We start from the raw sequence: 25,061 nt of genomic DNA on the forward strand, positions 1-25,061 counted from the left end.
AGGACACTATGGAAAACAGACGAGGCAAAGGGCTTTCATTTGCCAGGCGAATCTACACGCCAAGGATTATCGGCCTGGGTATCGGCAGCATCAGTGTGATCGGGGCTTTGTATCCCTTGTCGATGCCCGGTTGGGTCTGGGCGTTGCTGCTGTTCAACGGCATTGCCTGGCCGCACGTGGCGTACCTGGTTTCCACCCACTCGCCGTTTCCCTACCAGGCCGAACAACGAAACGTGATGTATGACTCGGTGCTGGGCGGATTCTGGGCCGCAGCCACTCAGTTTTCGCCACTGACAGCGGTGACCATTCTGTCGATGATGGCCATGAACAACGTCGCAGCCGGTGGTAAACGCCTGTTCCTGCGCGGGTTGCTGGCACAGGCGGCCGGTATCGCGGTGGCCTGGGGCCTGTTCGGCGTCAAGTTCGACCCCAGCGTCAGCCTCACCGAGGTCTACACCTGCCTGCCGATGCTGACGCTCTACCCGATGGCCATCGGCATGGTCTGTTACCAGTTGGCGATCAAACTGTCGGAACACAAACGCGCCCTCAGCGCCCTGAGCCGCGTCGACAGCCTTACCGGCCTGCTCAACCATGGTTCGTGGAAAGACCTGCTCAACCTCAAGTTTCACAAGTGCCAGCAGCAACAAGGCCAAGCGACCATTGCCTTGATCGATATCGACCACTTCAAGCACATCAATGATGTGCATGGCCACACCGTCGGTGACGCGGTACTGCGCCAGTTGAGCCAGGCGCTGCGCGAACACTTGCGCGAAGAAGACCTGGCCGGCCGCTACGGCGGCGATGAGTTCTGTGTGATTCTGCCGAAAATGCCCCTGCACGCCGCTGCGCAGGTGATGGAACATCTACGCGAAACCTTCAGCGGCTATCGTCATGCGCAGATCCCCGACCTGCGCGTCAGCCTGAGCATTGGCCTGGCGGATTTCCACCCGTCGTTCAAGGACGCGGTCATGTGGCTCGATGCGGCGGATCGCGCGTTGTACACCGCCAAAAACAGCGGCCGCAACCGCGTCAAGGTCAGCGAATGCAAGCCCGCTCATTCAGCCTGAGTTGTCTGATGACACCTCGTCCGAATCTTGCTCCGCCCACCTGCTGCAATAGCATAATGCCGCCATTGGTCGCCTGGTCAAAATAGTCCTGCCTGATGGGCGAACTTCCAGGCCGATTGATCACTCTGAGACCGTTGTTCCACCCCCCTCTGTCAGCATCAGGAAGCTGGCAATGAGCAAGTCAACCGTAAGGCCAAGGGCCCTACGGGGTCAGGCGCAAATACATGGACCCCGCATACGCTTGCATGCCCGAGCCCTCCACCATGCTATTTCACGCTCATAAGAAAACCATCAGTACCCTGCAACACAGCCTTGCCCAACAGACCAGCCTGCTGGACGCCATTGAGCGCTCCATGGCCGTGATCGAATTCGACCTGCAAGGCACCGTGCTGCGCGCCAATGACAACTTCTTCAAGACCATGGGTTACCGCGCCGAACAGATCCTGGGCCAGCCCCACCGGATGTTCTGTACCCCGGCGTTCGCCCGCAGCGCGGATTACAACCAGCTGTGGACACACCTGCGCAACGGCCAATTCCAGTCGGGCACCTTTGAACGAGTAGGCGCCAACGGTGCCTCGGTGTGGCTGGAAGCCAGCTATAACCCGGTACGGGATGAAGCGGGGAACGTGATCAAAGTGGTGAAATACGCCATGGACGTCACCCCACGCCTGCAGGCCGAAAGCGAAGCCAACGCCAAGCTCGAAGCCATCGACCGCGCCATGGCGATGATCGAGTTCAACCTCGACGGCACCATCATCACCGCCAACGGCAATTTCCTGCAGCGCATGGGCTACAGCCTGGCGCAGATCCAGGGCAAGCATCATCGCCTGTTTTGCACGCCCGAGCTGGCCAACAGTGCGGCCTACAGCGAGTTCTGGAAGCGCTTGAACCAGGGCGAGCTGTTCAATGGCCAGTTCGAGCGGGTGGACAAACACGGCCAGGTGGTGTGGCTGGAAGCCAACTACAACCCGGTGTACGACGCCAGCGGGCGCCTGTGCAAAGTGGTGAAGTTCGCCTCGGACGTCACCGCCCGCGTGCTACAGCATGCCGCCGACGCACAAAGCGCCGCACAGGCTTATCACCTGTCGTTGAACACCCAGGAGATGGCGGAAAAAGGCGCCGAGGTGATTCAGAAAACCGCCACTGGCATGCGCGAAATTGCCGTGGATATCGACGCCTCTTCGCAACTGATCGCCAAGCTGGGCGAGCGCTCGCAACAGATCACCGCCATCGTCAATACCATTCGCGGCATTGCCGACCAGACCAACCTGCTGGCCCTCAACGCCGCCATCGAAGCCGCCCGCGCCGGCGAGCAGGGCCGTGGCTTTGCCGTGGTGGCCGATGAAGTGCGGCAACTGGCGGCGCGCACCAGCGGCTCCACCGCCGAAATCTCCGGCATGATCGCCATGATCCAGGACGAAACCCGCCAAGCCATCGACAGCATGGACGCCACCCGCGACCGCGCCGCCCAAGGTGTGGAACTGGCCAACCAGGCCGGCACGGTGATCCTGCAAATTCGCGAAGGCACCGGCGAGGCGGTACAGGCAGTGAGCGCGTTTGCGAACGAGCGAGGTAATCGCTGAGCCATTGGCGCTGGCTGTCTGGAGGCTAACTTCGCAGCCAGCGCACATGCCGCCCCAGCTCATCAAACAGCGTCACCACCGAGCGCAACGCCCGGCAATCAGGCCGCGTCAACAACCACAGCGCCGTATCGTGCCCTGCCAGCGCAGGGCCCAGCGGTTGCAGGCCATCGCCCATGAGAAAATCCGGCAGTGCCGCCACGCCCAATCCAGCCCTTACCAATTCGGTCACCGACTGCATGCTGTTGCACCGATAACGGGGACGCACGCCCGGCAAATGTTCACGACGCCAGATGACGGTGGGGTGATCGGGTAAAAAGTCATCTGGCGCGATCCAGGCCAGGTCGGCCCACTCGTGGCCTGCATGCTGGCGCGCATAGTCGGCACTGGCACACACCTGATAGGTCACCGGCCCCAGGCAGCGTCCGACAAGATGCGCTGGCGGTGCCTTCGTCAGGCGCAGGGCGATATCCGCATCGCGGCGGCTGAGGTTCGCGAAGTCATTGGAGGTGCTCAGTTCCAGGGTCAACGCCGGGTAGGCCGGCATGAACTGCGCGAGGGCCGGCAACAGCAAGCCTTGCAACACCGAGTCGGTGCAGGTCAGGCGCACGGTGCCGCTGATCACTTCACCGCCCTGCTCCACGCCAATGCGCGCCGCCTCCAGCGCCTGCTCGGCACGCTCGGCCTGTTGTGCCAGGTTGCTCGCCAGGCTGGTGGGCAAATAACCGGCACGGCTTTTTTCAAATAGGGTCTGGCCCAGCGCCGCCTCCAGCCGCCGCACCGCACGGAACACCGTGGACACATCCACCCGCAGCAACGCCGCCGCCCGCGCCAGAGTGCCGCCGCGCACCAGGGCCAGGATCAATGACAGGTCGGCGTAGTCGATTTGATAGTGCGTGGCTGCATTGAGCATGTGGGCAAATGCCAATATTGATTGCGTGAGCGCCAATCTATAGTGGGTATCAACCCACCACAAGCCATGGGACGTACACGATGCCAACCCCCGCGCTGCACCTTGCCCTGATCGGTGACTACAACCCCGATGTGACCGCCCACCAGGCCATTCCCGTGGCCCTGCAACAGGCCGCCAACGCCCTGGGCCTGAGCGTCAAAGTGCAATGGCTGGCCACCGACACCCTCACCTGCACTTCTGCCCTGCACGACTTTGACGGCCTCTGGTGCGTGCCCGGCAGCCCCTATCGCGATATCGACGGCGCCCTGCGGGCGATCCGCTTTGCCCGCGAACAAGGTCGCCCTTTCCTCGGCACCTGCGGCGGTTTTCAACATGCCGTGCTGGAATATGCCCGCAACGTGCTCGGTTGGGCCGATGCCCAGCACGGCGAATTAGTACCGGATGCTGAGCGCGCCGTCATCACGCCGCTGGACTGCTCCCTGGTGGAAGTGAACGACACCGTACGCCTGGCCCCATATACGCGCATTGCCCAGGCCTACGGCAGCCTGGATATCCACGAAGGATACCGCTGCCGCTACGGCATCAACCCCACCTTCGCCGACGCCCTGCTGCAAGCCAACCTGATTCCCACCGGCCACGATTCGGCGGGCGACCTGCGGGCGGTGGAACTGCTCGACCATCCGTTCTTCGTCGCCACCCTGTTCCAGCCCGAACGCGTCGCGCTCAAAGGCATCACGCCGCCGCTGGCGATCGCGCTGCTCAAAGCCTGCCAGGAGGTATCGGCATGATCGCCAAGACACCCGCCCCACCTTATTACGCGGTGATTTTCAGCTCGCTGCGTACCGATGGCGATCAGGGTTATAGCGAAGCCGCCTCACGCATGCTGGAACTGGCCAGGCAACAACCGGGGTTTCTTGGAGTGGAATCAGCGCGGGAGGATGGGCTGGGAATCACCGTGTCCTATTGGACCAGCGAGGCGGCGATCCTGGCCTGGAAACAGCAGGCCGAGCATCGGCAGGTGCGCGAGCAAGGGCGGGCCACCTGGTATGCAGCGTTTCACACGCGGGTGTGCAAGGTAGAGCGGGCCTACACCTTCCCCACTTGAAATATTGCCCTTGTGGGAGCTGGCTTGCCTGCGATGGCCATAGGTATCTACACAATCTTGTAGGTTGTAGCAGCCAACGGTAACCACGATGCGAAGCGAGCCGCTCTTGATCTTGATCTGCTTGTGATCTTGATCTCAGGCGCCCCGTTAAACCACGCTGGCCGAACGCAGGCTTGAATTCGTGGGTAACCCGGCAGGACGCCGGGTTAGCCGCCCCGCGCCATGGATGGCGCGTGGCGGCGGCCCACGGATTCAAGCCTGCGTTCGGGCACACCGAGCCTAAGCGAGGTGCCGAGTGGTGGGGCTGAGCGTTTTGCTTACTTTTGCGCTTTTCAAAAGTGAGCCGCCGTCAGGGCGGAACCCCAAGTGGCCGTTACCTAAATAACGGATATGTACCCGGTCCAACTGTGTCGCCTGCCAGACCGCCTTCGCGAGCAAGCCCGCTCCCACAGTTTTGACCGCGGGGTGTCAGGTAGATAAGTGTCGGCTGGCAGACCGCCATCGCAGGCAAGCAGCCACATTTGCTCGTCATCGCTTGCAAAATGGCGGACGACTAACTCACCAAACTACGCAACGCGCTGATCTGCGGGATCTCTACCCGGCGCATATACACGCGCAGCGGCTCGGTGATGTTGATGCGGTCGTCGATATTCTGGTCGAGCAACAACTGCAGGCGCGCTCGGCACAGGGTCATGGTGTGGTCGGCGGCCGGCAGCCAGACGAACTCGGCTGTAGGGATGATGCCGTCATCAGCCACGTCCATGCCAAATGAGTCTTCGCTGAAACGTACGATGTACTGGCCGGTCTTGCGGTTGAGGCCGACAAATCCCTGGAGTTGGTCGGCGGCCTGGCAGATAAGCTCGGAAGTGATGCGCATGGTAAACCTCACTGAAAAGTCCCAAAGGAACTGGAAAGATGGTTTACACGCGTGGCAGAAATTACCGCCCTCTGACGGGGCAGCTACCCGTAAGAATACTGCAACGCCCTGCAAAAAAGCCCACAAAATTGGCCGGTGCGCACGTTAATGTCGGTTTGGTGATAGCGCCGTTCGCAATCAATTGTTAAAAAGGACACCTTCTCAAAGTTACCTCCACGAAAGGACTTCGCATATGCCTGTCACGTTTTCCAAAAGCGCCTTGCTGCTGGCGCTGATGCTCGGCCTTGGCCAGGCACAGGCTGCCGAGCCGGTCAGCCCGGCCGAATTGGCGACAAACGAAGGCATCCCCTACCCTGCCGTGATCGCTCACCGTGGCGCTTCCTACGACGCGCCTGAATCCACCGCCGCGGCCTACAAGGTTGCGCGCGACCTGGGCGCCGACTACCTGGAACTGGACCTGCAACGCAGCAAGGACGGCGTGCTGTTCGCCCTGCACGACAACAACCTGCAGCGCACCACCGACGTAGCCACCAAGTTCCCCGAGCGCAAAGACGCGCCCGCCAACGAGTTCACCTGGAAAGAACTGCAAACCCTCGACGCCGGCAGCTGGTTCAACGCCGCCTACCCGGACCGCGCGCGCTCTGGTTTCGTCGGCCTGAAGATTCAGAGCCTGGACGACATCATCAAGATCGCCGAAGGCAACCCCTCGCACAAACCCGGCCTGTACATCGAGACCAAGGAGCCCAAGCAGTTCCCGGGTATCGAAGCCGACCTGAAAAACAAGCTGCTGGACAAAGGCTGGCTGAGCTCCGCCGGTTCCAAACTGGGTAAGAGCAACACCGGTGTCGGCCAGGGCAAAGGCCGTGTGGTGCTGCAAACCTTCGAAACCGCCAGCCTCAAAGAGCTGCAGAAAGAAATGCCCAACACCCCGAAAATCCTGCTGTTGTGGGTGGGTGAAGGCAGTATCGAGCCCAAATCCAAAGTGACCTTCGCCGAGTCTGGCGAAACCACCAAGGCCGCCTACTACGCCAAGCAAGAGCCCAAAGACGCCGCCGAATTCGAAAAGTGGGTCGATGAAGCCAAAAGCCTTGGCGCCATCGGCACCGGCCCGTCGGCAGAATTGACCGACCACGGCGACCAGAGCTACACCGACCTGGTGAAGCCGGAAATGAACAAGCTGACCCACGACAAGGGCCTGCTGGTGCATGTGTATACCGTGGATGAGCCGGTGGACTTCGAGAAAGTCATGAAGGCCGGCGTCGATGGCATCTTCACCAACCGCGCCGCCGAGCTGTTGAAGTTCTACAAACGCTGGCCGTCGTCCAGCGTGCAAGACCTGCTCAACGACCATAAGTACTAAAAGCATTGGTGTCAGTGAGCCATTAAGGATGAGTTAAGTTGCGCCGGTTAATCTGGCGCCACTTAAACAGCTCAACCTAAGAAGGACACACACCATGAAAACTTTGACTGCCCTGTTCGCTGCTACTGCCCTGACTTTGACCGCCGGCCTGGCCCAGGCTGATGTCCGTCCGGACCAGATTCCTAGCCTGCTCAAGTCCGGTGAAGTGATGGCGTTCGAAAAGCTCAACGCCGCCGCCGTCGCCCAACATGCCGGCGCGACCATCAACGATACCGAGTTGGATCACGAAGCGGGCAAGCTGGTCTACGAAGTGGACCTGACCGACACTACCGGCAAGAAATGGGATGTGAAGCTCGACGCCAAGACCGGTGCAGTGCTGGAAAACAAGCAAGACACCTGAGTTGAACCTTGAAAAAACGCGCCACCTTCGGGTGGCGCGTTTTTTTATGCGCGCCTCAAACCGTCACATAACCGTCATACCGCCTTGCAATGATTCGCCTGGGAACCTGTGAAACGTCCTACAGGCCCTTTCTCTGCGAGTCGCCATGAACCACAGCATCGACCACGCCCACCAGGATTCCGATCTGTTTGGCCTGCTTTACGGTTTTCGTTTTCGCCCCGGCGAGAAAGGCCAACAAATTGATTCCGCCACAGCCCTCGCCGCCTTGCAGCAACCGCCAGACCCGGAAGAATTCCTGTGGCTGCACCTGAACCTGGCCCACGCCGCCTGCGAGCGCTGGATGCAGGCGCATTTGTCGCTGCCGGAAGAGTTTTTTGAAGCCCTGCACGAGGGCTCGCGCTCCACACGCATCGAGCATGTGGACTCGGCCTTGTTGGCGGTGGTCAACGATGTGGTGTTCAACTTCAGCAGCATGGTGTCGTCGGATATTTCCACGCTGTGGGTGTGTGCGCGCAGCCGCTTGCTGGTGAGCGCACGCCTGCAGCCGTTGCACTCGGTGGATAAATTACGCTCGTCGGTGAAGGCCGGCGAACACTTTCGCTCGCCGTTGGAGCTGCTGGTACACCTGCTGCGCGACCAGGGCGAAGTGCTGACACAGATCGTGCGCAAGACCAGTATCAGCGTCGACCATATCGAAGATCAGCTGTTGTCTTCGCGCCTGTCCACCAACCGCGCCGAACTGGGTGCCGCCCGCCGCGTGCTGGTGCGCCTGCAACGCCTGCTGGCGCTGGAACCGGGCTCGCTGCTGCGCCTGCTCAATCGCCCGCCGCAATGGCTGCAAAAGGAAGACGTGAAAGAGCTGCGCAAATCCACCGAGGAGTTTGCGCTGATCATCAACGACCTGACCGCCCTGGGCGAGCGCATCAAGCTGTTGCAGGAAGAGATCGCCGCCAACCTCAATGAACAGAGCAACCGCACATTGTTTACCCTCACGGTGGTGACGGTGCTGGCGCTGCCGATCAATATCATTGCCGGCTTTTTTGGCATGAATGTGGGTGGGGTGCCCCTGCCTCAAGACCCGGAAGGCTTCTGGATATTGGTGGCACTGGTTGCCACCTTCACCTTGATCGCCGGGCGCTGGGCCTTTCGCAAATTCTCAAATTGAAATAAGCCCCAACTGTGGGAGCTGGCTTGCCTGCTCCCACAGGGGTTATGCGTATGTTCAGTGATTGAAGAGTCCAGCCATCGCTTTGAGCCGCTTCTTGTATACCCGCCGCGCCTCCAGGGCCTCCTCCAGGCTTACCGCCACAAACCCCGCTCGCTGGTTGGGCTGCATCTGCCCAATCAAGTCCAGGTCGGCGCTGATCACCGTGCCAATCATTGCGTAGCCACCGCCCGACACCGCATCGCGGTGCAGCACAATCGGCTCCAGCCCCGCCGGTACTTGAATCGAGCCAATCGGGTAGCAACTGTCGACGATGTTGGACGGATCGGAGCCCGCGCCAAACGGCTGTTCCCGTGGCTGGAAGCTCAACGCGCTGCCGCCCTTGAAGCGATAGCCGATGCGATCGGCCTCGGAGCCCACCGTCCACGGTTCGGCAAAAAAACTGCTTTTGGCCTCGTCAGTCAAGCGCTCGTAATACAGCCCCGGCACCACCCGCAAGGTCACATCGCCGCCGACCGAACGCCGCAACGCCATCGGCAAGCTATTGCCCGCACGCCCGGTACCGCTGGCGGTACCGATCGGCAATTGATCGCCCTCCTGCAAGCGCCGGCCATTAAACCCGCCGAGGGCACCGAGGGTGTAGGTGGAGCGGCTGCCGAGCACCAACGGCACGTCGATACCGCCGGCGACGGCAAGATAAGTGCGTGCGCCGGCCTTGGGAAATTCGAACCGCAGCACCTGCCCGGCGCGCACGGCAAAGGCGGTGTCCTGGTGCACCACTTCGCCGTCCAGGCGCGGCGACATCAAGGCGCCGCTCAAGGCCACCAGCGCGTCCTGCTGGAACTCCAGCTCCGGTCCGATCAGCGTGCATTCCAGGCCCGCCGCGCCCATGGGGTTGCCCACCAGGTGGTTGGCCGCACTCAACGCGTATTGGTCCAGCGCCCCCGACGGTGGGATGCCCAAGTGGTAATAGCCTTCGCGGCCCAGGTCCTGCACGGAGGTGGCGAGGCCAGGTTTGAGGACCTTGATCATGCCAGCGCCTCCTGCAGGGTTTTCGGATAGCCGATGGGGTCGGCGAGAAAGGCATCCAGGGAAAATTCCACCGGGCGAATGCGCAAGTCGAAACGCCCGGCGTCCACCTCGGCGACGGCCCGGTCATAAGCCTCGCGGTCTATCGGCTTGAACTGCACGATATCGCCGGGGCGGAAGAACACCATGTGCGCCTTGAGGTACGCCAACTGCTGCGCCGGGTCGTAGATCGGTGCCGGGGTGACGCCGAACATCTGGTAACCGCCCGCCCCTCGCACTGAGTAGATACAGCCAAAGCAGCCGCCATGGCCCAGGGTCAGTTTCGGTGTGTCGGTGCGTGGTCGCAGGTACTTGGGCACCTGCAATTGCCGCTCGCGTTCGACCATCTGGAACATGAACGGCAAGCCCGCGACAAACCCCACCATCGACACAAACCACGGCGCGCCACTGTGGGCGGCAATGAACGCGTTTACGTCGGCCAGGCCATTGATGCGTGCGGCGTATTCCAGGTCGGTGCCGCTGGGGTCTTGGTGGCGGTCACGAAAGCGCATCAGGGTTTCGTGAGTCCAGGGGTCGTTATAGAGCACCGGGATTTCGATGATGCGCGTGCGCAAGGTGCGTTCGGCCACGGCCTGGGCTTCGGCGCTTTGCACGGCGTCGAGCAGTACATGGGGCGCGATGCGGTCGGGGTCGAAGCGAATCTGGAACGATGCGTTGGCCAGGCAGACATCCAGTACGCCTTCCAGCGCCAGGCGCTCCACGGCGCGGGTCACCGCCATGCCCTTGAAAAAAGCCTCCAGGGACATGCTGTCGCTGACCTCGGCAAACAGGTGTTCATCACCGCCGAAGCTGTAGCGGATGGGGGACGTTTCAGCCATGTCTGTTCCTCTTGGAATCATTGTAGAAAGGCAGGCAAAAAAGTAAGGGGTGGATCTTATTGGGGTGTTCTGACGTCGATACCCGCCTGGTCCAAGGCTGCACGGGTGGCCTCCACCAGTTCCAGGGCGCCGGGGGTGTCGCTGTGCAGGCAGATGGAATCGAATTCGATGGCCAGGTCTTCGCCTTCGACGGTACGCACCAGGCCGGTCTGGCAGGCGCGCAAGACCCGCGCGGCAACCGTGGCGGGGTCCAGCGCCCGCACATTGCGGGTAAACACGATGGAGCCGCTCAGGTCGTATTCACGGTCGGCATAGAACTCGCGCACCACCGGCTGCCCCAGTTCCTTGGCAATGCGCCAGATCACCGAGTTGGGCATGCAGTACAGCAACAGCGTGGGCTCAATGATCTGCAGGTTTTGCACCAACAGCCGCGCAGCTTCTTCATCGCGGGCCAGGTGCATGTACAGCGCGCCGTGAGGCTTGATGTGTTGCAGGCTCATGCCTTGGGCACGGGCTATTTCGCGCAGGGCTCCGAGCTGGTAGAGCATGTCGTCCACCAGCTCCTGGGCCGGTGCGTTGATATGCCGGCGACCGAAACCCACCAAGTCACGAAAGCCTGGGTGCGCGCCAATCGCCACACCCAGTTGCTTGGCGCGCTCGACGGTGCGGCGCATGGTGCCGGGGTCGCCGGCGTGAAAGCCGGTGGCGATATTGGCCGAGCTGATGTAGGCCATCAGCTCTGCGTCGACGCCGTCGCCGATGGTCCAGGGGCCAAAGCCTTCGCCCATGTCTGAATTGAAATCCACTGCCTGCATCGAGGTCGCTCCGCCAAAGGTGATGCCCGCAAAGTAGGCTGGGGCTTGACCCCTTGGGAAGATCTATTATCAGATGGCCCATCTTCTGAAAATCAGATATCGCTCATGTCCCTCACCTTGCGCCAGGTTCGCTACTTCGTCGCCACCGCCGAGATCGGCCAGATTTCCCAGGCGGCGATTCACTTGAATATTTCCCAATCGGCGGTGACCACGGCGATCAAGGAGCTGGAAGCCATGCTCGGCGTGCAGCTGTTTGTGCGCTCGGCCCAGGGCATGAACCTCACCGATGCCGGGCGGCATTTTCTCAACCGTGCCTATGTGATTGTGCGCAGCGTGGACGACGCCCTCAACAGCCCGTTGCCGGACTACCGCGCCAGCGGCGTGCTGCGGGTGGCGGCCAGTTACACCGTGCTGGGTTATTTCCTGCCGCACCATTTGCAGCGCATGGAGCATTGGCATCCCGACGTGACCATCGAGGTGTTCGAACAGGAACGCCAGGCCATCGAACAGGGCCTGCTCGACGGCCAGTTCGACATGGCCGTGGTGCTCACCGCCAACCTCACCCACGCGGATATCGTCTCGGAAATTCTGTTCAATTCCGAACGCCGCCTGTGGCTGCCCAGCCATCACCCGTTGTGCGAACGCGGTGCCGTGAGCCTGGCGGACGTGGCCCAAGAACCCTACATTTTGCTTACCGTGGATGAAGCCGAACACAGCGCCATGCGCTACTGGGAACAGGCCGGGCAAACCCCCAAGGTGCGGCTGCGCACCAGTTCGGTGGAAGCGGTGCGCAGCATGGTTGCCAACGGCAGCGGCGTGGCGATCCTGTCAGACCTGGTGCACCGGCCCTGGTCCCTGGAAGGCAAGCGCATCGAAACCCTGACCGTCACCGACCCGGTCACGCCCATGAGCGTCGGCCTGGCCTGGCACCGCGAGCGTGACTTCACCCCGGCGATGCAAGCGTTCCGGGACTACTTCCACGACGCGTTCCTGGCACCGCAGCAGTTGTCGGCACGCCGCTAAAGATGGGCGTGCAGGGTGGCGGCCAACCAGTCCATGAACACCCGCACCCGCAACGGCAGATGCCGCTGGCCGGCGTACAGCAACGACACATCCAGGGGCGGCGCCTGGTAGTCGGGCAACACCGCCACCAACTCGCCGCTGGCCAACAAATCACGTATGCCGAGCTGCGGCACCTGGGTGATGCCAAACCCGCCCAGGCACGCCGACTGATAGGCGTCGGTGCTGTTGACCGTCACCCGGCCTGCCATCGGTAACCGCTGCACTTTATTGCCCACCAGGTATTCGAAACCGGCCGAGCGTGCGCCCAGTGGCCGCACGTAATGCACCAACTGGTGATGCGCCAGGTCTGCCAGGGTTTCGGGCACGCCATACCGTTGCAGGTACGCCGCGCTCGCGCAGTTGACCATCGGCATGCTGCACACCCGCCGCGCTACCACGGTTTGATCGGGCTGGGCGCCGACGCGCACCACGCAGTCGAACCCTTCGGCGATCAGGTCCACCTGGCGGTCCGAACAACTGATCTCCATGTCGATCAGCGGGTGGCGCGTCATGAAGTTAGGCAGGTTCGGCAAGATCACGCTGCGTGCCATGACATTGGGCATGTCCACCCGTATGCGCCCGGCCAGTTGGGTTTCATCCTGGCGAAACAAGCCCTCCAATTCCTCCATGTGCGCCAGCAGGTCCTTGCTGCGTTCGTACAGCACACGACCATCCTGGGTCGCCTGCACCTTGCGTGTGGTGCGTTGTAACAGCCGTGCGCCCAGCAGTTCTTCCAGCGCCTGCACATGCTCGGACACGGTGGAGCGCGGCAGGCCGAGACTTTCACCGGCCTTCGTGAAACTCGACAATTCCGTCACTCGCACAAAGGTACGCAGTAGCTCTAGCTTGTTCATAGATTGTTCGCCTTATCCGGCCAGTGATTCCGTTATAGCGCTGTTTATCACGTAATGGGCGGACAAATACACTCAGTCCCACTAACCCCGTTCGAGGACTGCACCATGACCCGTAAAATCGCACTCATCACCGGCGCCAGCCGTGGCCTGGGCAAAAGCGCCGCTCTGCACCTGGCTGCGCAAGGCATCGACATCATCGGTACCTACCACAGCGCAGCGGCCGAAGCCCAAGCCGTGGTTGCTCAAGTAGAGGCCTTGGGTGGCCGCGCAGCCATGCTGCAATTGGATGTAAGCCAGAGCGCGACCTTCGATGCGTTCGTTGGCCAGATCGGTAAGTTGCTCAAGGATGTGTTCGCCGTGGATCGCTTCGATTTCCTGATCAACAACGCCGGAGTCGGCACCCACGCAAGCTTTGTCGAGACCACCGAAGCCCAGTTTGACCAGTTGGTGGCGATCCACGTGAAGGCGCCGTTTTTCCTCACGCAAAAACTGCTGCCGTTGATCAACGACGGCGGGCGCATCATCAATATTTCCAGCGGCCTGGCACGCTTCAGCCTGCCGGGTTATGCGGCCTACGCGTCCATGAAAGGCGCGGTGGAAGTGTTGTCGCGCTACCAGGCTAAAGAGCTCGGCCCACGGGGGATTACCGTGAACACCCTGGCACCGGGTGCGATTGCCACCGACTTCGGCGGCGGTGCGGTACGCGATAACACCGACGTGAATACGATGGTGGCCAACAACACCGCCCTGGGCCGCGCTGGCTTGCCGGACGACATTGGCGGCGCGATTTCGATCTTGCTGGCCGATGGCAGCCACTGGATCACCGGCCAGCGGATCGAGGCGTCGGGCGGGATGTTCCTCTAAACGGCGGCCTCCTCTGTAGGAGCGAGCTTGCTCGCGAAAAACTCAAGCGCGCCGCGTGTTTCCAAAGGCTCCGCGTTATCGTTGGCGATCTTCGCGAGCAAGCTCGCTCCTACAGGGTGGCTGGGGTTTTACCGGCGAATTTCTCGCGCAACACGTCATAACCCCAGTGGTACACGTAGGTGTACGGCAGGAAGAACAACAACACGCCAATGTCGAGGATGAAGGCTTCCAACAGGCTGATCTTCATCAGGGCGGCAATCAACGGCACCGCCAAGAGGATCAGGCCACCTTCAAACAGCAGCGCATGCAGCACACGGGTCCAACCGCCGTTGGCCAGTTGCAGGCGGGTTTTAAGGCGGTCGAACAGGCTGTTGAATACCACGTTCCAGCTCAGTGCCAACAGGCTGATGCCCAAGGTCACTGCGCCCATCTCCAGCGCCGGCCGGCCGGTGATCCACACCAGCAGTGGCGTGCAGATCAACAAGGCCAGCCCTTCGAAACCAAGGGCTTGAAAAACGCGTTCAGTAAGGGATTTGGTAGGGGTCATGACCCGGCTCCGTGAGTGACGATGGTTGCCATGTTCAGGCTTTGTCTCGATACTTCATAACCAATAACCATCGATCAAGGCGATAGTCATGGCCTCCCATGAAGTGCTCCAGGCGTTTGTCCAGGCGGCCACCCAAGGCTCGTTTTCCGCGGCGGCGCGCAAGCTGGGCAAGAGCCAGTCCACCGTGAGCGCGGCGGTGGCAAGCCTTGAGATCGACCTGGACGTGGTGCTGTTTGACCGCAGCAGCCGCAAACCGACCCTTACGCCTGCGGGGCATGTTTTGCTGCAACGGGCTGAGCAAGTGCTGGAAGCCAGTAGCCGCCTGGAGCTGGCGGCCAGTCAGTTATCGCAAGGCCTGGAGCCGAAGCTGAGTATCGCCATGTCCGATACTTACCAATCCGATCGGTTCGAGGTCGCCCTCACCGCCTTCGAACAACGCTACCCGGACCTTGAGCTGGAATGCCTGATCGCGGAATGCGAAGACCTGATCGCGCTGGTGCAAAGTGGCCGGGCGCAGATCGCGTTTATCGAGCAACAGGAAGTCTACCCGCCGGACTTGACGTTTTCCCCCGTGGAGGAACGCACGGAGATCGCGCTGTTCGTCTCGCCCAAACACCCATTGGCGAACCTGGACAAGGTTACCCCGCACACCCTGCAACAACACCGGGAGTTGCGCTTGGCGAGCATCATCAGCCCCAATGAAAACCGCAGCACCCAGCGCGTGTGGTCGGCACCGAGTTACCTGATGCTGATGGAAATGGCCCAATTGGGTTTTGGTTGGGCACCGATTCCGCGCTGGCTGGTGGAGCGCTTTGGCGGCAACCAGTTGGTTGAACTCAAGGTGCGCAGTTGGCCACGCTCGGTGGCGGTGGATGCGTTGTGGTCGCGGCAACAGCCGCCGGGGCCTGCGGGGAGTTGGTTGCTGGAGAAGATGCTGGAATGAGCCTGTAGGAGCGAGCTTGCTCGCGAAGAACGTCAACGATAACGCGTGCTTCCTGAAGAAACGCGGCGTCGGTGAGTTTTTCGCGAGCAAGCTCGCTCCTACAGGTATTAGGCTTACGCCCTCCCACATTTGGATCGTCACTGTCTGGGGGAATTGAGTTCGGCGAGGCGTCCCGTGATGAAGCGTTTTTCTGGCGCTTGCTGGGTCAAGGACAAGGCTTTTTCGTACGCGCTGCGGGCTTCGTCAAACCGCCCCAACTGCCGGCAAAACTCCCCACGCGCCGAATGCGCCAAGTGGTAGTCCTGCAACTCACCGCGCTGCAAAAGGTTGTCTACCAGCGCCAACCCCGCCAACGGCCCCTGCTCCATCGCCACCGCCACCGCACGGTTCAACTCGATCACCGGCGACGGCACAGCCCTGAGCAATACATCGTAGAGCCCGACAATCTGCCGCCAATCGGTTTGCCCTGCGTTGGGCGCCTCGGCGTGTACGGCGGCAATCGCCGCCTGCAGGCAATACGGTCCAAAGCGTGGCGTAATCAGCGCCTGCTCCACCAATGCGCAGCCTTCAGCGATCAAGGCGCTGTTCCAAAGCGTACGATCCTGAGCGTCCAACAGCACCAGTTCGCCGCTGGCAGAAGTGCGGGCGGGCCGGCGCGACTCGTGTAGCAGCATCAACGCCAGCAAGCCCATGACTTCCGGCTCGGGCAGCAACTCCAGCAGCAAACGGCCCAGGCGAATGGCCTCCAGGGTCAGGTCTTCACGGGTGAGGTCGGCGCCCGCTGAGGCCGAATAGCCCTCGTTGAACACCAGGTAAATCACCCGCAGCACACTGTCCAACCGCTCGGGCAATTCGGCCCGGGACGGCACTTGATAGGGGATTTTCGCCTCACGGATCTTGCCCTTGGCGCGCACGATGCGTTGGGCAATGGCGGTGGGCGTGGCAAGAAAAGCGTGAGCGATGGCCTCGGTGCTCAGGTCGCAGATCTCGCGCAAGGTCAGCGCAACCTGGGCGTCGGCTGCCAACGCCGGGTGGCAGCAAGTGAATACCAGGCGCAGGCGGTCGTCTTCCACGTCTTCATCACTCCACGGCGCGGCTTCCAGCGCGTCGGCCTGCTCCTCCAATAACGGGGTAAACCGCGACTGACGCCGCAGGCGGTCGATGGCCTTGAAGCGGCCGGTGGACACCAGCCACGCCCGAGGATTATCCGGCACGCCATCCTCGGGCCAGCGCTGCACGGCGACAAAAAACGCCTCGTGCAGCGCCTCCTCGGCCAGGTCGAAATCCCCCAGCACGCGAATCAACGTCGCGAGCACGCGGCGTGATTCGCTGCGGTAAATGGCGTCGATCTGCGCGGTCAATCGACCATGCCCTCGGCCACCCACTTCACCAGGCGGTCCAGCCTCTGGCCCCAGCCGTCATGAAAGCCCCATGGCCTCGTGGGCTTGCTGGACAGTTCACATTCAGCGGGTTGAGTGTTCACGGGGAAACCTCCTCACGTCTTTTGATTATTGTGTTGAGAGATCCAATTGGCGCACGGGGCGCACTTCCACACTGCCGACCCGGGCCGCCGGAATGCCGCCCGCCACCTGGAGCGCTTCATTGAGGTCCTTGGCGTCGATCAGGTAGAACCCGGCGAGCTGCTCCTTGGTTTCGGCAAACGGCCCGTCGGTGATCGACAGCTTGCCGTTGCGCATGCGCACGGTAGTGGCGGTGGTCACCGACTCCAGCGGCTCGGCGGCCAGCATGCGCCCGCTGGCCTGGATGGCCTCGGCGTAGGCCAGGCATTCCGAGTCATGGGGGCTGTCGGGCGAGGTGTGCAACACCTGCTCGTCGCTGTAGATAAGGCACAGGTATTTCATGGCGTTCTCCGTTTTCGGACTACTGACTATAGTTCGCGGTGCTCAAGGTTTCAGGTCGAACAACGCCGTGCCGCTTTGCATATCAAACGGTGCCGACCAGTGCTCGTGCACCACCTTCCATTGGCCATCGATGCGCTGGTAGCCAGCGGTGACGCGCATCCAGCAGGCCTTCACCTCACCGTCCGGCCCGGCACCGCCGCAATGGGCCAGCCAATGGGCGAATGCGCTGTCTGGCGCTTCGACGACATGCAGTTCATGAAACTCGAAGATGCCGGGGCCGGGGCAGTGCTCCATACACGCTTCCCAGTGCGCGCGGTAGGCCGCCTTGCCCTTGAATTGCAAGGCGGTTACCGCGTCGAACGAGACGATATCGTCGGCGTAAAAGCTGACAATCTGGTCGATATCGCGGCTGACAACGGCGTGTTTCCATTGCTCGATCAAGCTCTTGATTGCAGTGCTCATGGCGATGACTCCTTGGGGTGGAAAATCACGGAAGACATCCTTAGTCGAATGGCCCGAAGGGAAATCGACATCCCCCTGAAAAATAATTTCCCGTGGCCCAAACCCGATAAACTGCCACTTCCCTTGCAGCCGTTCGGACAGCCCCATGCAAACCCGCCTCGTTGCCTACGAGGCGCTGAACGCTGTGCAACAACAGCACGTCGGCGCCATCGAAGTTCACCCTGAGCAACTGCCGTTTTGCGGTGATATGTATTGCGCGCTCAACACTCTGCTCGCCAAGCCAAGCCCTGGGGTCAAGGGCTTTGCGCTGTTGGCCGATGACCTTCCCGTGGCGTTCCTGCTGCTCAAGCGCCCACCGTGCCTGCCTCATTGGGCCGATGAACACAGCGCCACGCTCCACGCGCTACAGGTAGACCGGCATCAGCAGGGGCGTGGATACGGCAAGGTGTGTTTGCAGGCGTTGCCCGCCGTGGCGCGTGAGGCGTGGCCGCAGATCAAGGGGTTGGAGTTGTCGGTGGATACCCACAACCTGGCGGCGATGGGGTTGTACCTGGGGGCGGGATGGGTGGATCGCGGTGAGGCGTACAAGGGCCGCGTGGGGTATGAGCGCCGGTTGAGTTTCAGGTTTGATCCATAGCGGCAATGTCACGTAAACATGTTCTGTTTACGTGACATCCGGTGCAGTGTCAGCCCCGCTCCCCGATCGGCAGCCAGATTTCCACCGTCCCCGTGCCCTTCCTGGCATCGAAATCCGCGCTGTAGCGCTCGAAATCTGCGCCCATGACCTTGTAGCCCGAATGCGGCAGCCATTCAAACATGATGCGCTCGTAGGTTTGCTCAAGCGCCTGCACCGGCCCGTAGTGGGGGAACACGGCATAGTTGAGCGGCGGGATTTCGATGTACTCGAAATTGCTCGGCACATCCTTTTTAGCCGGGACTTCAACCCCTGCCAGGTAATCGAATTCGCCGTGGTGCGGGTTATGGCACACCCCGTAGGTCACACCGCCGACGCGCTTCTTGAGGTATTTGATACAGGTATCGAACAACTCCCACAGCCGTGGGATATCGCCCACGGTGGCCTTCGAATATCGCCCTTGCACCCCGGCGATCACCAGGGCTTTGCCGGCTTCCAAGCGTAACTCCAACGGTTTTTTTGTCTGCTGATCCATACGAACAGTCTCCTTCTTATGAGGGAACAAACCCGCATCGAGTATAGGGGCATATCTGCGTTGCACTCCATGTAGAAAAATTTCCTACGCATCTAGACAACTGGCCATCATCGCCCGTATTGTCTGCCCCGCAGGCCACCGCAGTGGCCGACGTCGCTCGGACGGTTCCGGGCGCTTACGTACCTCGAGGCAACAATGGCAGACCAAGGTTCGCCGCGCCGCTTTGCGCGCATAGATCGACTCCCCCCGTATGTTTTCAATATCACTGCCGAGCTGAAGATGGCTGCGCGTCGGCGCGGCGAAGACATCATCGACTTGAGCATGGGTAACCCTGACGGCGCCACGCCTCCTCATATCGTGGAGAAAATGGTCACCGTCGCCCAGCGTGAAGACACCCACGGCTACTCCACCTCCAAAGGTATTCCGCGCCTGCGCCGGGCGATTTCGCGCTGGTACAAGGACCGTTACGCGGTAGATATCGACCCGGAGTCCGAAGCCATCGTGACCATCGGTTCCAAGGAAGGCCTGGCGCACTTGATGCTGGCCACCCTGGACCAGGGCGATACCGTACTGGTGCCCAACCCCAGCTACCCGATTCATATCTACGGCGCAGTGATTGCCGGCGCCCAGGTGCGTTCGGTGCCGCTGATACCCGGCGTGGATTTCTTCGCTGAGCTGGAGCGCGCGATTCGCGGCTCGATCCCCAAACCGAAGATGATGATCCTCGGCTTCCCGTCCAACCCGACCGCGCAGTGTGTGGAACTGGACTTCTTCGAACGGGTGATCGCCCTGGCCAAGCAGTACGACGTACTGGTGGTGCACGACCTGGCCTACGCCGACATCGTCTACGACGGCTGGAAAGCCCCCTCGATCATGCAAGTGCCCGGCGCCAAGGACATTGCGGTGGAGTTTTTCACCCTGTCCAAGAGCTACAACATGGCTGGCTGGCGCATTGGCTTCATGGTGGGCAACCCGGAACTGGTCAACGCCCTGGCGCGCATCAAGAGCTACCACGACTACGGCACCTTCACCCCGCTGCAAGTGGCGGCAATTGCGGCGCTGGAAGGCGACCAACAGTGCGTCAAAGACATCGCCGAGCAGTACCGCCAGCGCCGCAATGTGCTGGTCAAAGGCCTGCATGAGCTGGGCTGGATGGTGGAGAACCCGAAGGCGTCGATGTATGTCTGGGCCAAGATTCCCGAGCAGTACGCGGCCATGGGCTCGCTGGAGTTTGCCAAGAAACTGCTATTGGAAGCGAAGGTGTGTGTGTCGCCGGGGATCGGCTTTGGTGAGTATGGCGACGATCATGTGCGCTTTGCGCTGATCGAAAACCAGGACCGGATTCGCCAGGCCGTGCGCGGGATTCGCGGGATGTTCAGGGCGGATGGGTTGGTCAGCAAAGCCTGACCTGCCTTACCTGAAGAAACCCAATCAATGTGGGAGCTGGCTTGCCTGCGATGGCAGTGTTGGATTCACTACCGCTATCGCAGGCAAGCCAGCTCCCACATTTGATCAGCTCCCACTCTTGCTTTGGGGTGTGGCTTACACCACCAACGACAGCAACATGATGAAGATCAGCGCCACGATCGACAGAATGGTCTCCATCGCCGTCCAGGTCTTGAACGTCTCGGCCACGGTCATGTTGAAGTACTGCTTGACCAGCCAGAACCCCGCATCGTTGACGTGAGACAGGATCAACGAACCCGCACCCGTCGCCAGCACCAGCAACTCGCGGTTAACCCCAGGGATCATGCCGACCACTGGCACCACAATGCCCGCACCGGTAATGGTCGCAACCGTCGCTGAACCGGTAGCAATCCGAATCACCGCCGCCACCAGCCACGCCAGCAGGATCGGGTTGATCTGCGCGTTCACCGCCATATGGCCGATCACGTCACCCACACCGCTGGTCACCAGCATCTGCTTGAAGCCACCACCGGCACCGATAATCAGGATGATCGCCGCGGTCGGCGCCAGGCTGGCGTCGAGCAACTTGAGGATCTGCTTGGAGTGGATGCCCTGGCGATGGCCAAAGGTGTACAGCGACAACAGCAACGCCAGCAGCAGTGCAGTGATCGGGTGGCCGATCATGTCCATCCAGTTGCGCACCACGTTGCCTTCGGCAAACGCGATATCGGCAAAGGTTTTGAGCAACATCAAGAACACCGGCAGCAGCACGGTGATCAGGGTGATGCTAAAGCTGGGCAGCGACTTGTTATCGGTCTCGCGGGCCAGTTGGTCCACCAGTTCCTGGGACGGGTTACCGGGGATGTACTTGGCGATGAACGTACCGAAGATCGGGCCGGCGATGATGGCGGTCGGCAGCGCGACGATCAGACCGTACAGGATGGTCTTGCCGATATCGGCACCGAACACGCCGATGGCCAGCAGCGGGCCCGGGTGCGGTGGCACCAGGCCGTGCACCGCCGAGAGGCCAGCGAGCAGCGGAATACCGATCTTGATCAGCGACACGCCGGTACGCCGGGCGACGATAAACACCAGCGGGATCAGCAACACAAAGCCGATCTCGAAGAACAGCGGGATGCCCACCAGGAACGCGGCGAACATCATCGCCCACTGGACCTTTTCCTTGCCGAAGGCGCGGATCAGGGTCTGGGCGATCTGATCGGCACCGCCGGACTCGGCCATCATCTTGCCGAGCATCGTGCCCAGCGCGAGGATGATGCCGACAAAGCCGAGCACCCCGCCGAAACCGTCCTGGAACGCCTTGATGATCTTGTCCACGGGCATGCCCGAGGTCAGGCCAAGGAAGCCGGCCGCGATGATCAGTGCAATGAACGGGTGCACCTTGAACTTGGTGATCAGTACGATCAACCCGATGATAGTGACTACTGCATCTAGCAGCAGGTAAGACTCGTGGGACATGCCAAACATGGGGGGTCTCTCCTGTTTGTTGTTGTTATTAAAGCGGGTGTTGAACTTCCTGCCGGGGATAGCGCTATCTTTTCCGGCAAAAAATTAATGAGTAGGTTCGAAGCCGTGCTTGCGCCACCAGATATTGGTCTGCTCGGCCAGCTCCTTCACGCTGTCTTCACTGGCGTTGAGCGCCAGGGTCAGCGGCTCGCCCTTGGGCGATTCGAGGGTGGCGAACTGGCTGTCGATCAGGCTGGCCGGCATGAAATGGCCGGGCCGGTGAGACACGCGGTCGGCGGCGACTTCGCGGGTCAGCTCCAGGAAGACAAAACCCAGGCCCGGCGCGGCTTCGCGCAGGTGGTCACGGTATTTTTTCTTCAGCGCCGAACAGGTCAGTACGGGATGCTCGCCGGCTTTCAACGCGCGGCGCAGTTCATCGCACAGGATGTCGAGCCAGCCGGCGCGGTCGTCGTCGTTGAGGGGGTGGCCGGCGCTCATCTTTTCGATGTTCGCGGCAGGGTGAAAGCTGTCGCCTTCAATGGCAGTGGCGCCGTTGAGGGCGCACAGGGCTTGGCTGACGCTGGACTTGCCACAGCCGGAAACACCCATGATGACCAGGGCGGTAACAGGTTGACTCATGAAACACCTCAGGACGCAGATAGCGCTACCTTTGCATAGCGTAAGGCTAGTGCAAAAACAGGCTTTTCCCGCGCCGACTTGTCATTTTTATGGAGTGACGCGTGCATCCGCTCCAATCATTCGAACCGGATCAGGCAACCCTAGGTTCAATAATTTGCAGCCCTTTGGAGACAGCGCTACCTTAGTGCCTCGATTTTTGTTTGGCAAGCCGCCTGATGACCTCCAAGAACGATAAAAATACCCGCACAACGGGCCGCCCTACCCTCAATGAAGTGGCGCGCCTTGCTGGCGTCAGCCCGATCACCGCCTCCCGTGCCCTGCGCGGCATCAGCACGGTGGCCACCGAACTGGTGGAAAAAGTGCAACAGGCCGCCGCCGAACTGAGCTACGTGGTCAACCCCGCTGCCCGCGCCCTGGCCTCGGCGCAGAGCCATTCGGTGGTGGTGCTGGTGCCGTCACTGTCCAACCTGCTGTTTATCGAAACCCTGGAAGCTATCCATCAGGTACTGCGGCCCAAGGGCTTTGAAGTCCTGATCGGCAACTCCCATTATTCGCGCGATGAAGAAGAAGACCTGTTGCGTAACTACATGGCCTACCAGCCACGGGGGTTGTTGCTGACCGGCTTTGACCGCACCGAAAGCGCGCGACGAATGGTCGAGGCCAGCAATGTGCCCTGTGTGTACATGATGGATCTGGACCCCAATGCTGGGGTGAACTGCGTGGGCTTCTCGCAACTGGCCGCCGGTGAGACAGCAGCGGCGCACTTGCTGTCCCGGGGTCGCAAGCGCCTGGCCTATATCGGCGCACAACTGGACCAACGTACTTTGCTGCGTGGCGAAGGCTTCCGCCGCGCCTTGCAGCAAGCAGGCATGTACGACCCGGCGCTGGAGCTGCTGACACCACGCCCGTCTTCCGTGGGCCTGGGTGGCGAACTGTTTTTGCAACTGCTGGCCGCCCACCCGGATGTGGACGCGATCTTCTTCGGCAACGACGACCTGGCCCAGGGCGCCCTGCTCGAAGCCCTGCGCCACGGCATCAAGGTGCCGGAACGTGTAGCCGTGCTGGGCTTCAACGACCTCCCTGCCTCGTCCTTCATGGTGCCGCGCCTGAGCAGCATCAGCACGCCACGGGAAGCCATCGGGCGCCGAGCGGCGGAGCATCTGCTGACAATCATGGCGGGCAACAAGGTGGCCAAGCCGGTGGTGGATATGGGGTTTGAGTTGCAGGTGCGCGAGAGCACCTGAACGTCGAGCCGAACGTAATCAATGTAGGAGCTGGCTTGCCTGCAATGGCGGTGTGTCAGGCCACGATATGTTGGCTGATCCAACGCCATCGCAGGCAAGCCAGCTCCCACATTGGCCATGTATTACCCACAGGGGTCGGCGCTTTAGTGACTGACCATAACCTGCCCGCCTTGTTTTAATCAGACGCAGGGAGCCGGTACCCACTGCCCTGCGCACCTTCGTGCAACGATGCCTGGACACGCTCATAGAGCGCATTGGCCTCTTCGGAACTGATGGAACGCGAACAATCGCGCAATACGATACGAAGCAGGATATTTTCCTGCCCAGGCAATAACCCCAGGCGAGCAATTGCTTGCGCCGGCAACTCATCTCGAGACCAGCGCCCCTTGATCTGCATCTCTTCCACCCACACAGCATCCTCACCGGCTGCGAGCAGCATCTTTTCGGTGATGGTTTCTTCGCTTTGCCCTGGCGTGACCGCGAGGGAGATGTCCCGAGTGATACACGGCAGTCGAGAGATCGGTTGCCAGGGTTTCAAATCAAACATTTGGGCCCTGACACGGGGATGGTTATCACGCAGGAGCCGAATATCCGGAATGCCCTTGCGCAGCATGGTCAACCGGTCCAGCCCCATGCCCAATGCCAAACCACCGTGCTGCAGGGGATTGATGTTCAAGCGCTCAAGAAGTGATTGAGCAATACAACCACACTCCAGCACCTCAATCGGTTTCCCATCAAGCATCAGGTTCACCTCGATGCCCCCCTCGGTGTAATGGTGAGGGCTGTCCGAGAAAACCCAGGCCATACCGGGTACCGCAGCGTCCAAAACATCCCCAACCAGGCGCAGGAGGTGATCTTGGGTAGAAAGCTGCGGGTCACCTAATACCCAGATGTCCATCTGGTGGGGCTCAGCACAGTGCCAACGATCTCGGCTGTCACGTCTAAATGTCATGCCTGGGGCGGCTAACATCATAATCTGCCCAGGTTGGCGGACTGTGCTTGAGTGCTGTAATGCAGCTGGGATCAAGCTGGTTGTTTGCGTACGAAGCAGGCTCAAGTTATCGACCCAGCGCGTATGAGCACTGCCCAATGTGATTTCATCCCCGTCATAACCAAGCAAGCCATAGTTATCTTGAGCCGTTACCACTCGCGGCCCCTCGAGGAGTTGAGGTTCAGGCCAGTGACGCCGAGTCAGCTCGCAGAGTATTTCATCGAGCAGTAGTCGGACCGCGTGAGGCTCAGGCGTCACATCGGTGAGGTCCGTAAGTGTAAGTGCCCTCTGTAGCTCGCTGGCAGTTATTACCTTTTTGAATAAACGCATGATCACACCTCCACTATCCGCACCATCCTAC

At 61.0% G+C, this 25,061-nt stretch carries 27 protein-coding genes and 1 pseudogene; 13 read left to right on the forward strand and 15 right to left on the reverse strand.

All coding sequences use genetic code 11. From position 1 onward, the window contains the following. The first annotated feature begins 8 nt into the window (after positions 1-8). Complete coding sequence (locus tag ACWHXD_RS23385) at positions 9-1,067, forward strand: diguanylate cyclase (RefSeq protein WP_138763523.1); 1,059 nt, start codon at positions 9-11, stop codon at positions 1,065-1,067. Positions 1,068-1,330: 263 nt separating this feature from the next. Continuing rightward, positions 1,331-2,650: a methyl-accepting chemotaxis protein gene (locus ACWHXD_RS23390; protein WP_032897795.1), complete on the forward strand. Its 1,320-nt coding sequence runs from the start codon at positions 1,331-1,333 to the stop codon at positions 2,648-2,650. Between the two features lie 25 nt (positions 2,651-2,675). On the opposite strand, the gene ACWHXD_RS23395 is transcribed toward ACWHXD_RS23390, so the two are convergent. Beyond that, positions 2,676-3,560 (reverse strand): LysR family transcriptional regulator, encoded by an 885-nt coding sequence (locus ACWHXD_RS23395; RefSeq protein WP_138763522.1) that lies wholly within the window; start codon positions 3,558-3,560, stop codon positions 2,676-2,678. An 80-nt stretch (positions 3,561-3,640) separates the two neighbouring features. On the opposite strand from ACWHXD_RS23395, the gene ACWHXD_RS23400 reads away from it, so the two are divergent. Beyond that, complete coding sequence (locus ACWHXD_RS23400) at positions 3,641-4,348, forward strand: CTP synthase C-terminal region-related (seleno)protein (RefSeq protein WP_138763521.1); 708 nt, start codon at positions 3,641-3,643, stop codon at positions 4,346-4,348. Continuing rightward, complete coding sequence (locus ACWHXD_RS23405) at positions 4,345-4,665, forward strand: antibiotic biosynthesis monooxygenase family protein (protein ID WP_138763520.1); 321 nt, start codon at positions 4,345-4,347, stop codon at positions 4,663-4,665. The genes ACWHXD_RS23400 and ACWHXD_RS23405 overlap by 4 nt, the downstream gene beginning before the upstream one ends. A gap of 553 nt (positions 4,666-5,218) precedes the next feature. Here the strand turns inward: ACWHXD_RS23405 and ACWHXD_RS23410 are convergent. Further along, positions 5,219-5,542, reverse strand: coding sequence for a DUF2025 family protein (locus ACWHXD_RS23410; protein WP_032895610.1), 324 nt, complete (start codon positions 5,540-5,542; stop codon positions 5,219-5,221). A 232-nt stretch (positions 5,543-5,774) separates the two neighbouring features. Between ACWHXD_RS23410 and ACWHXD_RS23415 the strand changes: the two genes are divergently transcribed. From ACWHXD_RS23415 to ACWHXD_RS23425, 3 genes are all read left to right on the forward strand, one after another. Then, entirely contained in the window at positions 5,775-6,902 is a 1,128-nt protein-coding gene (locus tag ACWHXD_RS23415; protein ID WP_032895609.1) for a glycerophosphodiester phosphodiesterase family protein, read from the forward strand. A gap of 94 nt (positions 6,903-6,996) precedes the next feature. Continuing rightward, positions 6,997-7,302 carry a PepSY domain-containing protein gene (locus ACWHXD_RS23420; protein ID WP_014719623.1) on the forward strand — a complete coding sequence of 102 codons (306 nt, stop codon included), beginning with the start codon at positions 6,997-6,999 and terminating at the stop codon, positions 7,300-7,302. 145 nt (positions 7,303-7,447) lie between these two features. Next, a complete protein-coding gene (locus tag ACWHXD_RS23425) occupies positions 7,448-8,467 on the forward strand; it encodes a transporter (RefSeq protein ID WP_499084730.1) in 1,020 nt (339 codons plus the stop codon). A gap of 57 nt (positions 8,468-8,524) precedes the next feature. On the opposite strand, the gene ACWHXD_RS23430 is transcribed toward ACWHXD_RS23425, so the two are convergent. From ACWHXD_RS23430 to ACWHXD_RS23440, 3 genes are read right to left on the reverse strand one after another with little or no spacing between them, the layout of a single operon-like run. After that, complete coding sequence (locus tag ACWHXD_RS23430) at positions 8,525-9,499, reverse strand: 5-oxoprolinase subunit C family protein (protein ID WP_032895607.1); 975 nt, start codon at positions 9,497-9,499, stop codon at positions 8,525-8,527. Continuing rightward, a complete protein-coding gene (locus ACWHXD_RS23435) occupies positions 9,496-10,374 on the reverse strand; it encodes a 5-oxoprolinase subunit B family protein (RefSeq protein ID WP_047711626.1) in 879 nt (292 codons plus the stop codon). The genes ACWHXD_RS23430 and ACWHXD_RS23435 overlap by 4 nt, the downstream gene beginning before the upstream one ends. A gap of 56 nt (positions 10,375-10,430) precedes the next feature. Next, positions 10,431-11,189 carry a 5-oxoprolinase subunit PxpA gene (locus ACWHXD_RS23440; protein WP_138763519.1) on the reverse strand — a complete coding sequence of 253 codons (759 nt, stop codon included), beginning with the start codon at positions 11,187-11,189 and terminating at the stop codon, positions 10,431-10,433. 105 nt (positions 11,190-11,294) lie between these two features. On the opposite strand from ACWHXD_RS23440, the gene ACWHXD_RS23445 reads away from it, so the two are divergent. Continuing rightward, positions 11,295-12,212 (forward strand): LysR family transcriptional regulator, encoded by a 918-nt coding sequence (locus ACWHXD_RS23445; RefSeq protein WP_138763518.1) that lies wholly within the window; start codon positions 11,295-11,297, stop codon positions 12,210-12,212. On the opposite strand, the gene ACWHXD_RS23450 is transcribed toward ACWHXD_RS23445, so the two are convergent. After that, the gene (locus ACWHXD_RS23450) at positions 12,209-13,105 is read right to left on the reverse strand and encodes a LysR family transcriptional regulator (RefSeq protein ID WP_138763517.1); all 897 of its coding nucleotides are present in this window, start codon (positions 13,103-13,105) and stop codon (positions 12,209-12,211) included. The two genes, ACWHXD_RS23445 and ACWHXD_RS23450, sit on opposite strands and share 4 nt — an antisense overlap. Before the next feature lie 105 nt (positions 13,106-13,210). Here ACWHXD_RS23450 and ACWHXD_RS23455 point away from each other — a divergent pair, with 105 nt between their 5' ends. After that, entirely contained in the window at positions 13,211-13,969 is a 759-nt protein-coding gene (locus ACWHXD_RS23455) for an SDR family NAD(P)-dependent oxidoreductase (protein ID WP_098950553.1), read from the forward strand. A 109-nt stretch (positions 13,970-14,078) separates the two neighbouring features. Here the strand turns inward: ACWHXD_RS23455 and ACWHXD_RS23460 are convergent, their stop codons facing one another. Beyond that, positions 14,079-14,516: a multidrug/biocide efflux PACE transporter gene (locus ACWHXD_RS23460; RefSeq protein WP_138763516.1), complete on the reverse strand. Its 438-nt coding sequence runs from the start codon at positions 14,514-14,516 to the stop codon at positions 14,079-14,081. 88 nt (positions 14,517-14,604) lie between these two features. Here ACWHXD_RS23460 and ACWHXD_RS23465 point away from each other — a divergent pair, with 88 nt between their 5' ends. Next, on the forward strand, positions 14,605-15,459 hold the full coding sequence (locus ACWHXD_RS23465; RefSeq protein WP_138763515.1) for a LysR family transcriptional regulator: 855 nt from the start codon (positions 14,605-14,607) through the stop codon (positions 15,457-15,459). 137 nt (positions 15,460-15,596) lie between these two features. Here ACWHXD_RS23465 and ACWHXD_RS23470 read toward each other — a convergent pair whose 3' ends face one another. The 4 genes and pseudogenes from ACWHXD_RS23470 to ACWHXD_RS23485 all read right to left on the reverse strand — a co-directional run bounded on the left by ACWHXD_RS23470 (position 15,597) and on the right by ACWHXD_RS23485 (position 17,783). Beyond that, complete coding sequence (locus tag ACWHXD_RS23470) at positions 15,597-16,820, reverse strand: RNA polymerase sigma factor (protein ID WP_138763514.1); 1,224 nt, start codon at positions 16,818-16,820, stop codon at positions 15,597-15,599. Then, positions 16,817-16,910 (reverse strand): annotated as a pseudogene (locus ACWHXD_RS23475) (polyketide cyclase); the annotation flags it as partial. The gene ACWHXD_RS23470 and the pseudogene ACWHXD_RS23475, both read right to left, overlap by 4 nt. A 57-nt stretch (positions 16,911-16,967) precedes the next feature. Further along, positions 16,968-17,321 carry a YciI family protein gene (locus ACWHXD_RS23480; RefSeq protein WP_032895597.1) on the reverse strand — a complete coding sequence of 118 codons (354 nt, stop codon included), beginning with the start codon at positions 17,319-17,321 and terminating at the stop codon, positions 16,968-16,970. Between the two features lie 42 nt (positions 17,322-17,363). Then, positions 17,364-17,783 carry a YybH family protein gene (locus ACWHXD_RS23485; protein WP_054918266.1) on the reverse strand — a complete coding sequence of 140 codons (420 nt, stop codon included), beginning with the start codon at positions 17,781-17,783 and terminating at the stop codon, positions 17,364-17,366. A 145-nt stretch (positions 17,784-17,928) separates the two neighbouring features. On the opposite strand from ACWHXD_RS23485, the gene ACWHXD_RS23490 reads away from it, so the two are divergent. Next, positions 17,929-18,420: a GNAT family N-acetyltransferase gene (locus tag ACWHXD_RS23490; protein WP_305493674.1), complete on the forward strand. Its 492-nt coding sequence runs from the start codon at positions 17,929-17,931 to the stop codon at positions 18,418-18,420. A 49-nt stretch (positions 18,421-18,469) separates the two neighbouring features. Here ACWHXD_RS23490 and ACWHXD_RS23495 read toward each other — a convergent pair whose 3' ends face one another. Further along, complete coding sequence (locus ACWHXD_RS23495) at positions 18,470-18,952, reverse strand: GyrI-like domain-containing protein (protein WP_138763658.1); 483 nt, start codon at positions 18,950-18,952, stop codon at positions 18,470-18,472. A gap of 195 nt (positions 18,953-19,147) precedes the next feature. Between ACWHXD_RS23495 and alaC the strand changes: the two genes are divergently transcribed. Next, positions 19,148-20,359, forward strand: a complete 1,212-nt coding sequence (gene alaC / locus ACWHXD_RS23500) for an alanine transaminase (protein ID WP_032895593.1) — start codon at positions 19,148-19,150, stop codon at positions 20,357-20,359. 135 nt (positions 20,360-20,494) lie between these two features. Here the strand turns inward: alaC and ACWHXD_RS23505 are convergent, their stop codons facing one another. Both ACWHXD_RS23505 and ACWHXD_RS23510 read right to left on the reverse strand, forming a co-directional pair. After that, entirely contained in the window at positions 20,495-21,847 is a 1,353-nt protein-coding gene (locus ACWHXD_RS23505) for a GntP family permease (RefSeq protein WP_032895592.1), read from the reverse strand. An 84-nt stretch (positions 21,848-21,931) separates the two neighbouring features. Then, entirely contained in the window at positions 21,932-22,465 is a 534-nt protein-coding gene (locus ACWHXD_RS23510; RefSeq protein WP_098950545.1) for a gluconokinase, read from the reverse strand. A 212-nt stretch (positions 22,466-22,677) separates the two neighbouring features. Between ACWHXD_RS23510 and gntR the strand changes: the two genes are divergently transcribed. After that, positions 22,678-23,709 (forward strand): HTH-type transcriptional regulator GntR, encoded by a 1,032-nt coding sequence (gntR, locus tag ACWHXD_RS23515; protein WP_161793224.1) that lies wholly within the window; start codon positions 22,678-22,680, stop codon positions 23,707-23,709. Positions 23,710-23,884: 175 nt separating this feature from the next. Here gntR and srmL read toward each other — a convergent pair whose 3' ends face one another. Beyond that, positions 23,885-25,030, reverse strand: a complete 1,146-nt coding sequence (gene srmL, locus ACWHXD_RS23520) for a PheS-related mystery ligase SrmL (RefSeq protein ID WP_138763657.1) — start codon at positions 25,028-25,030, stop codon at positions 23,885-23,887. Positions 25,031-25,061: the final 31 nt, after the last annotated feature.

The sequence above is a fragment of the Pseudomonas fjordensis genome (assembly GCF_976987115.1).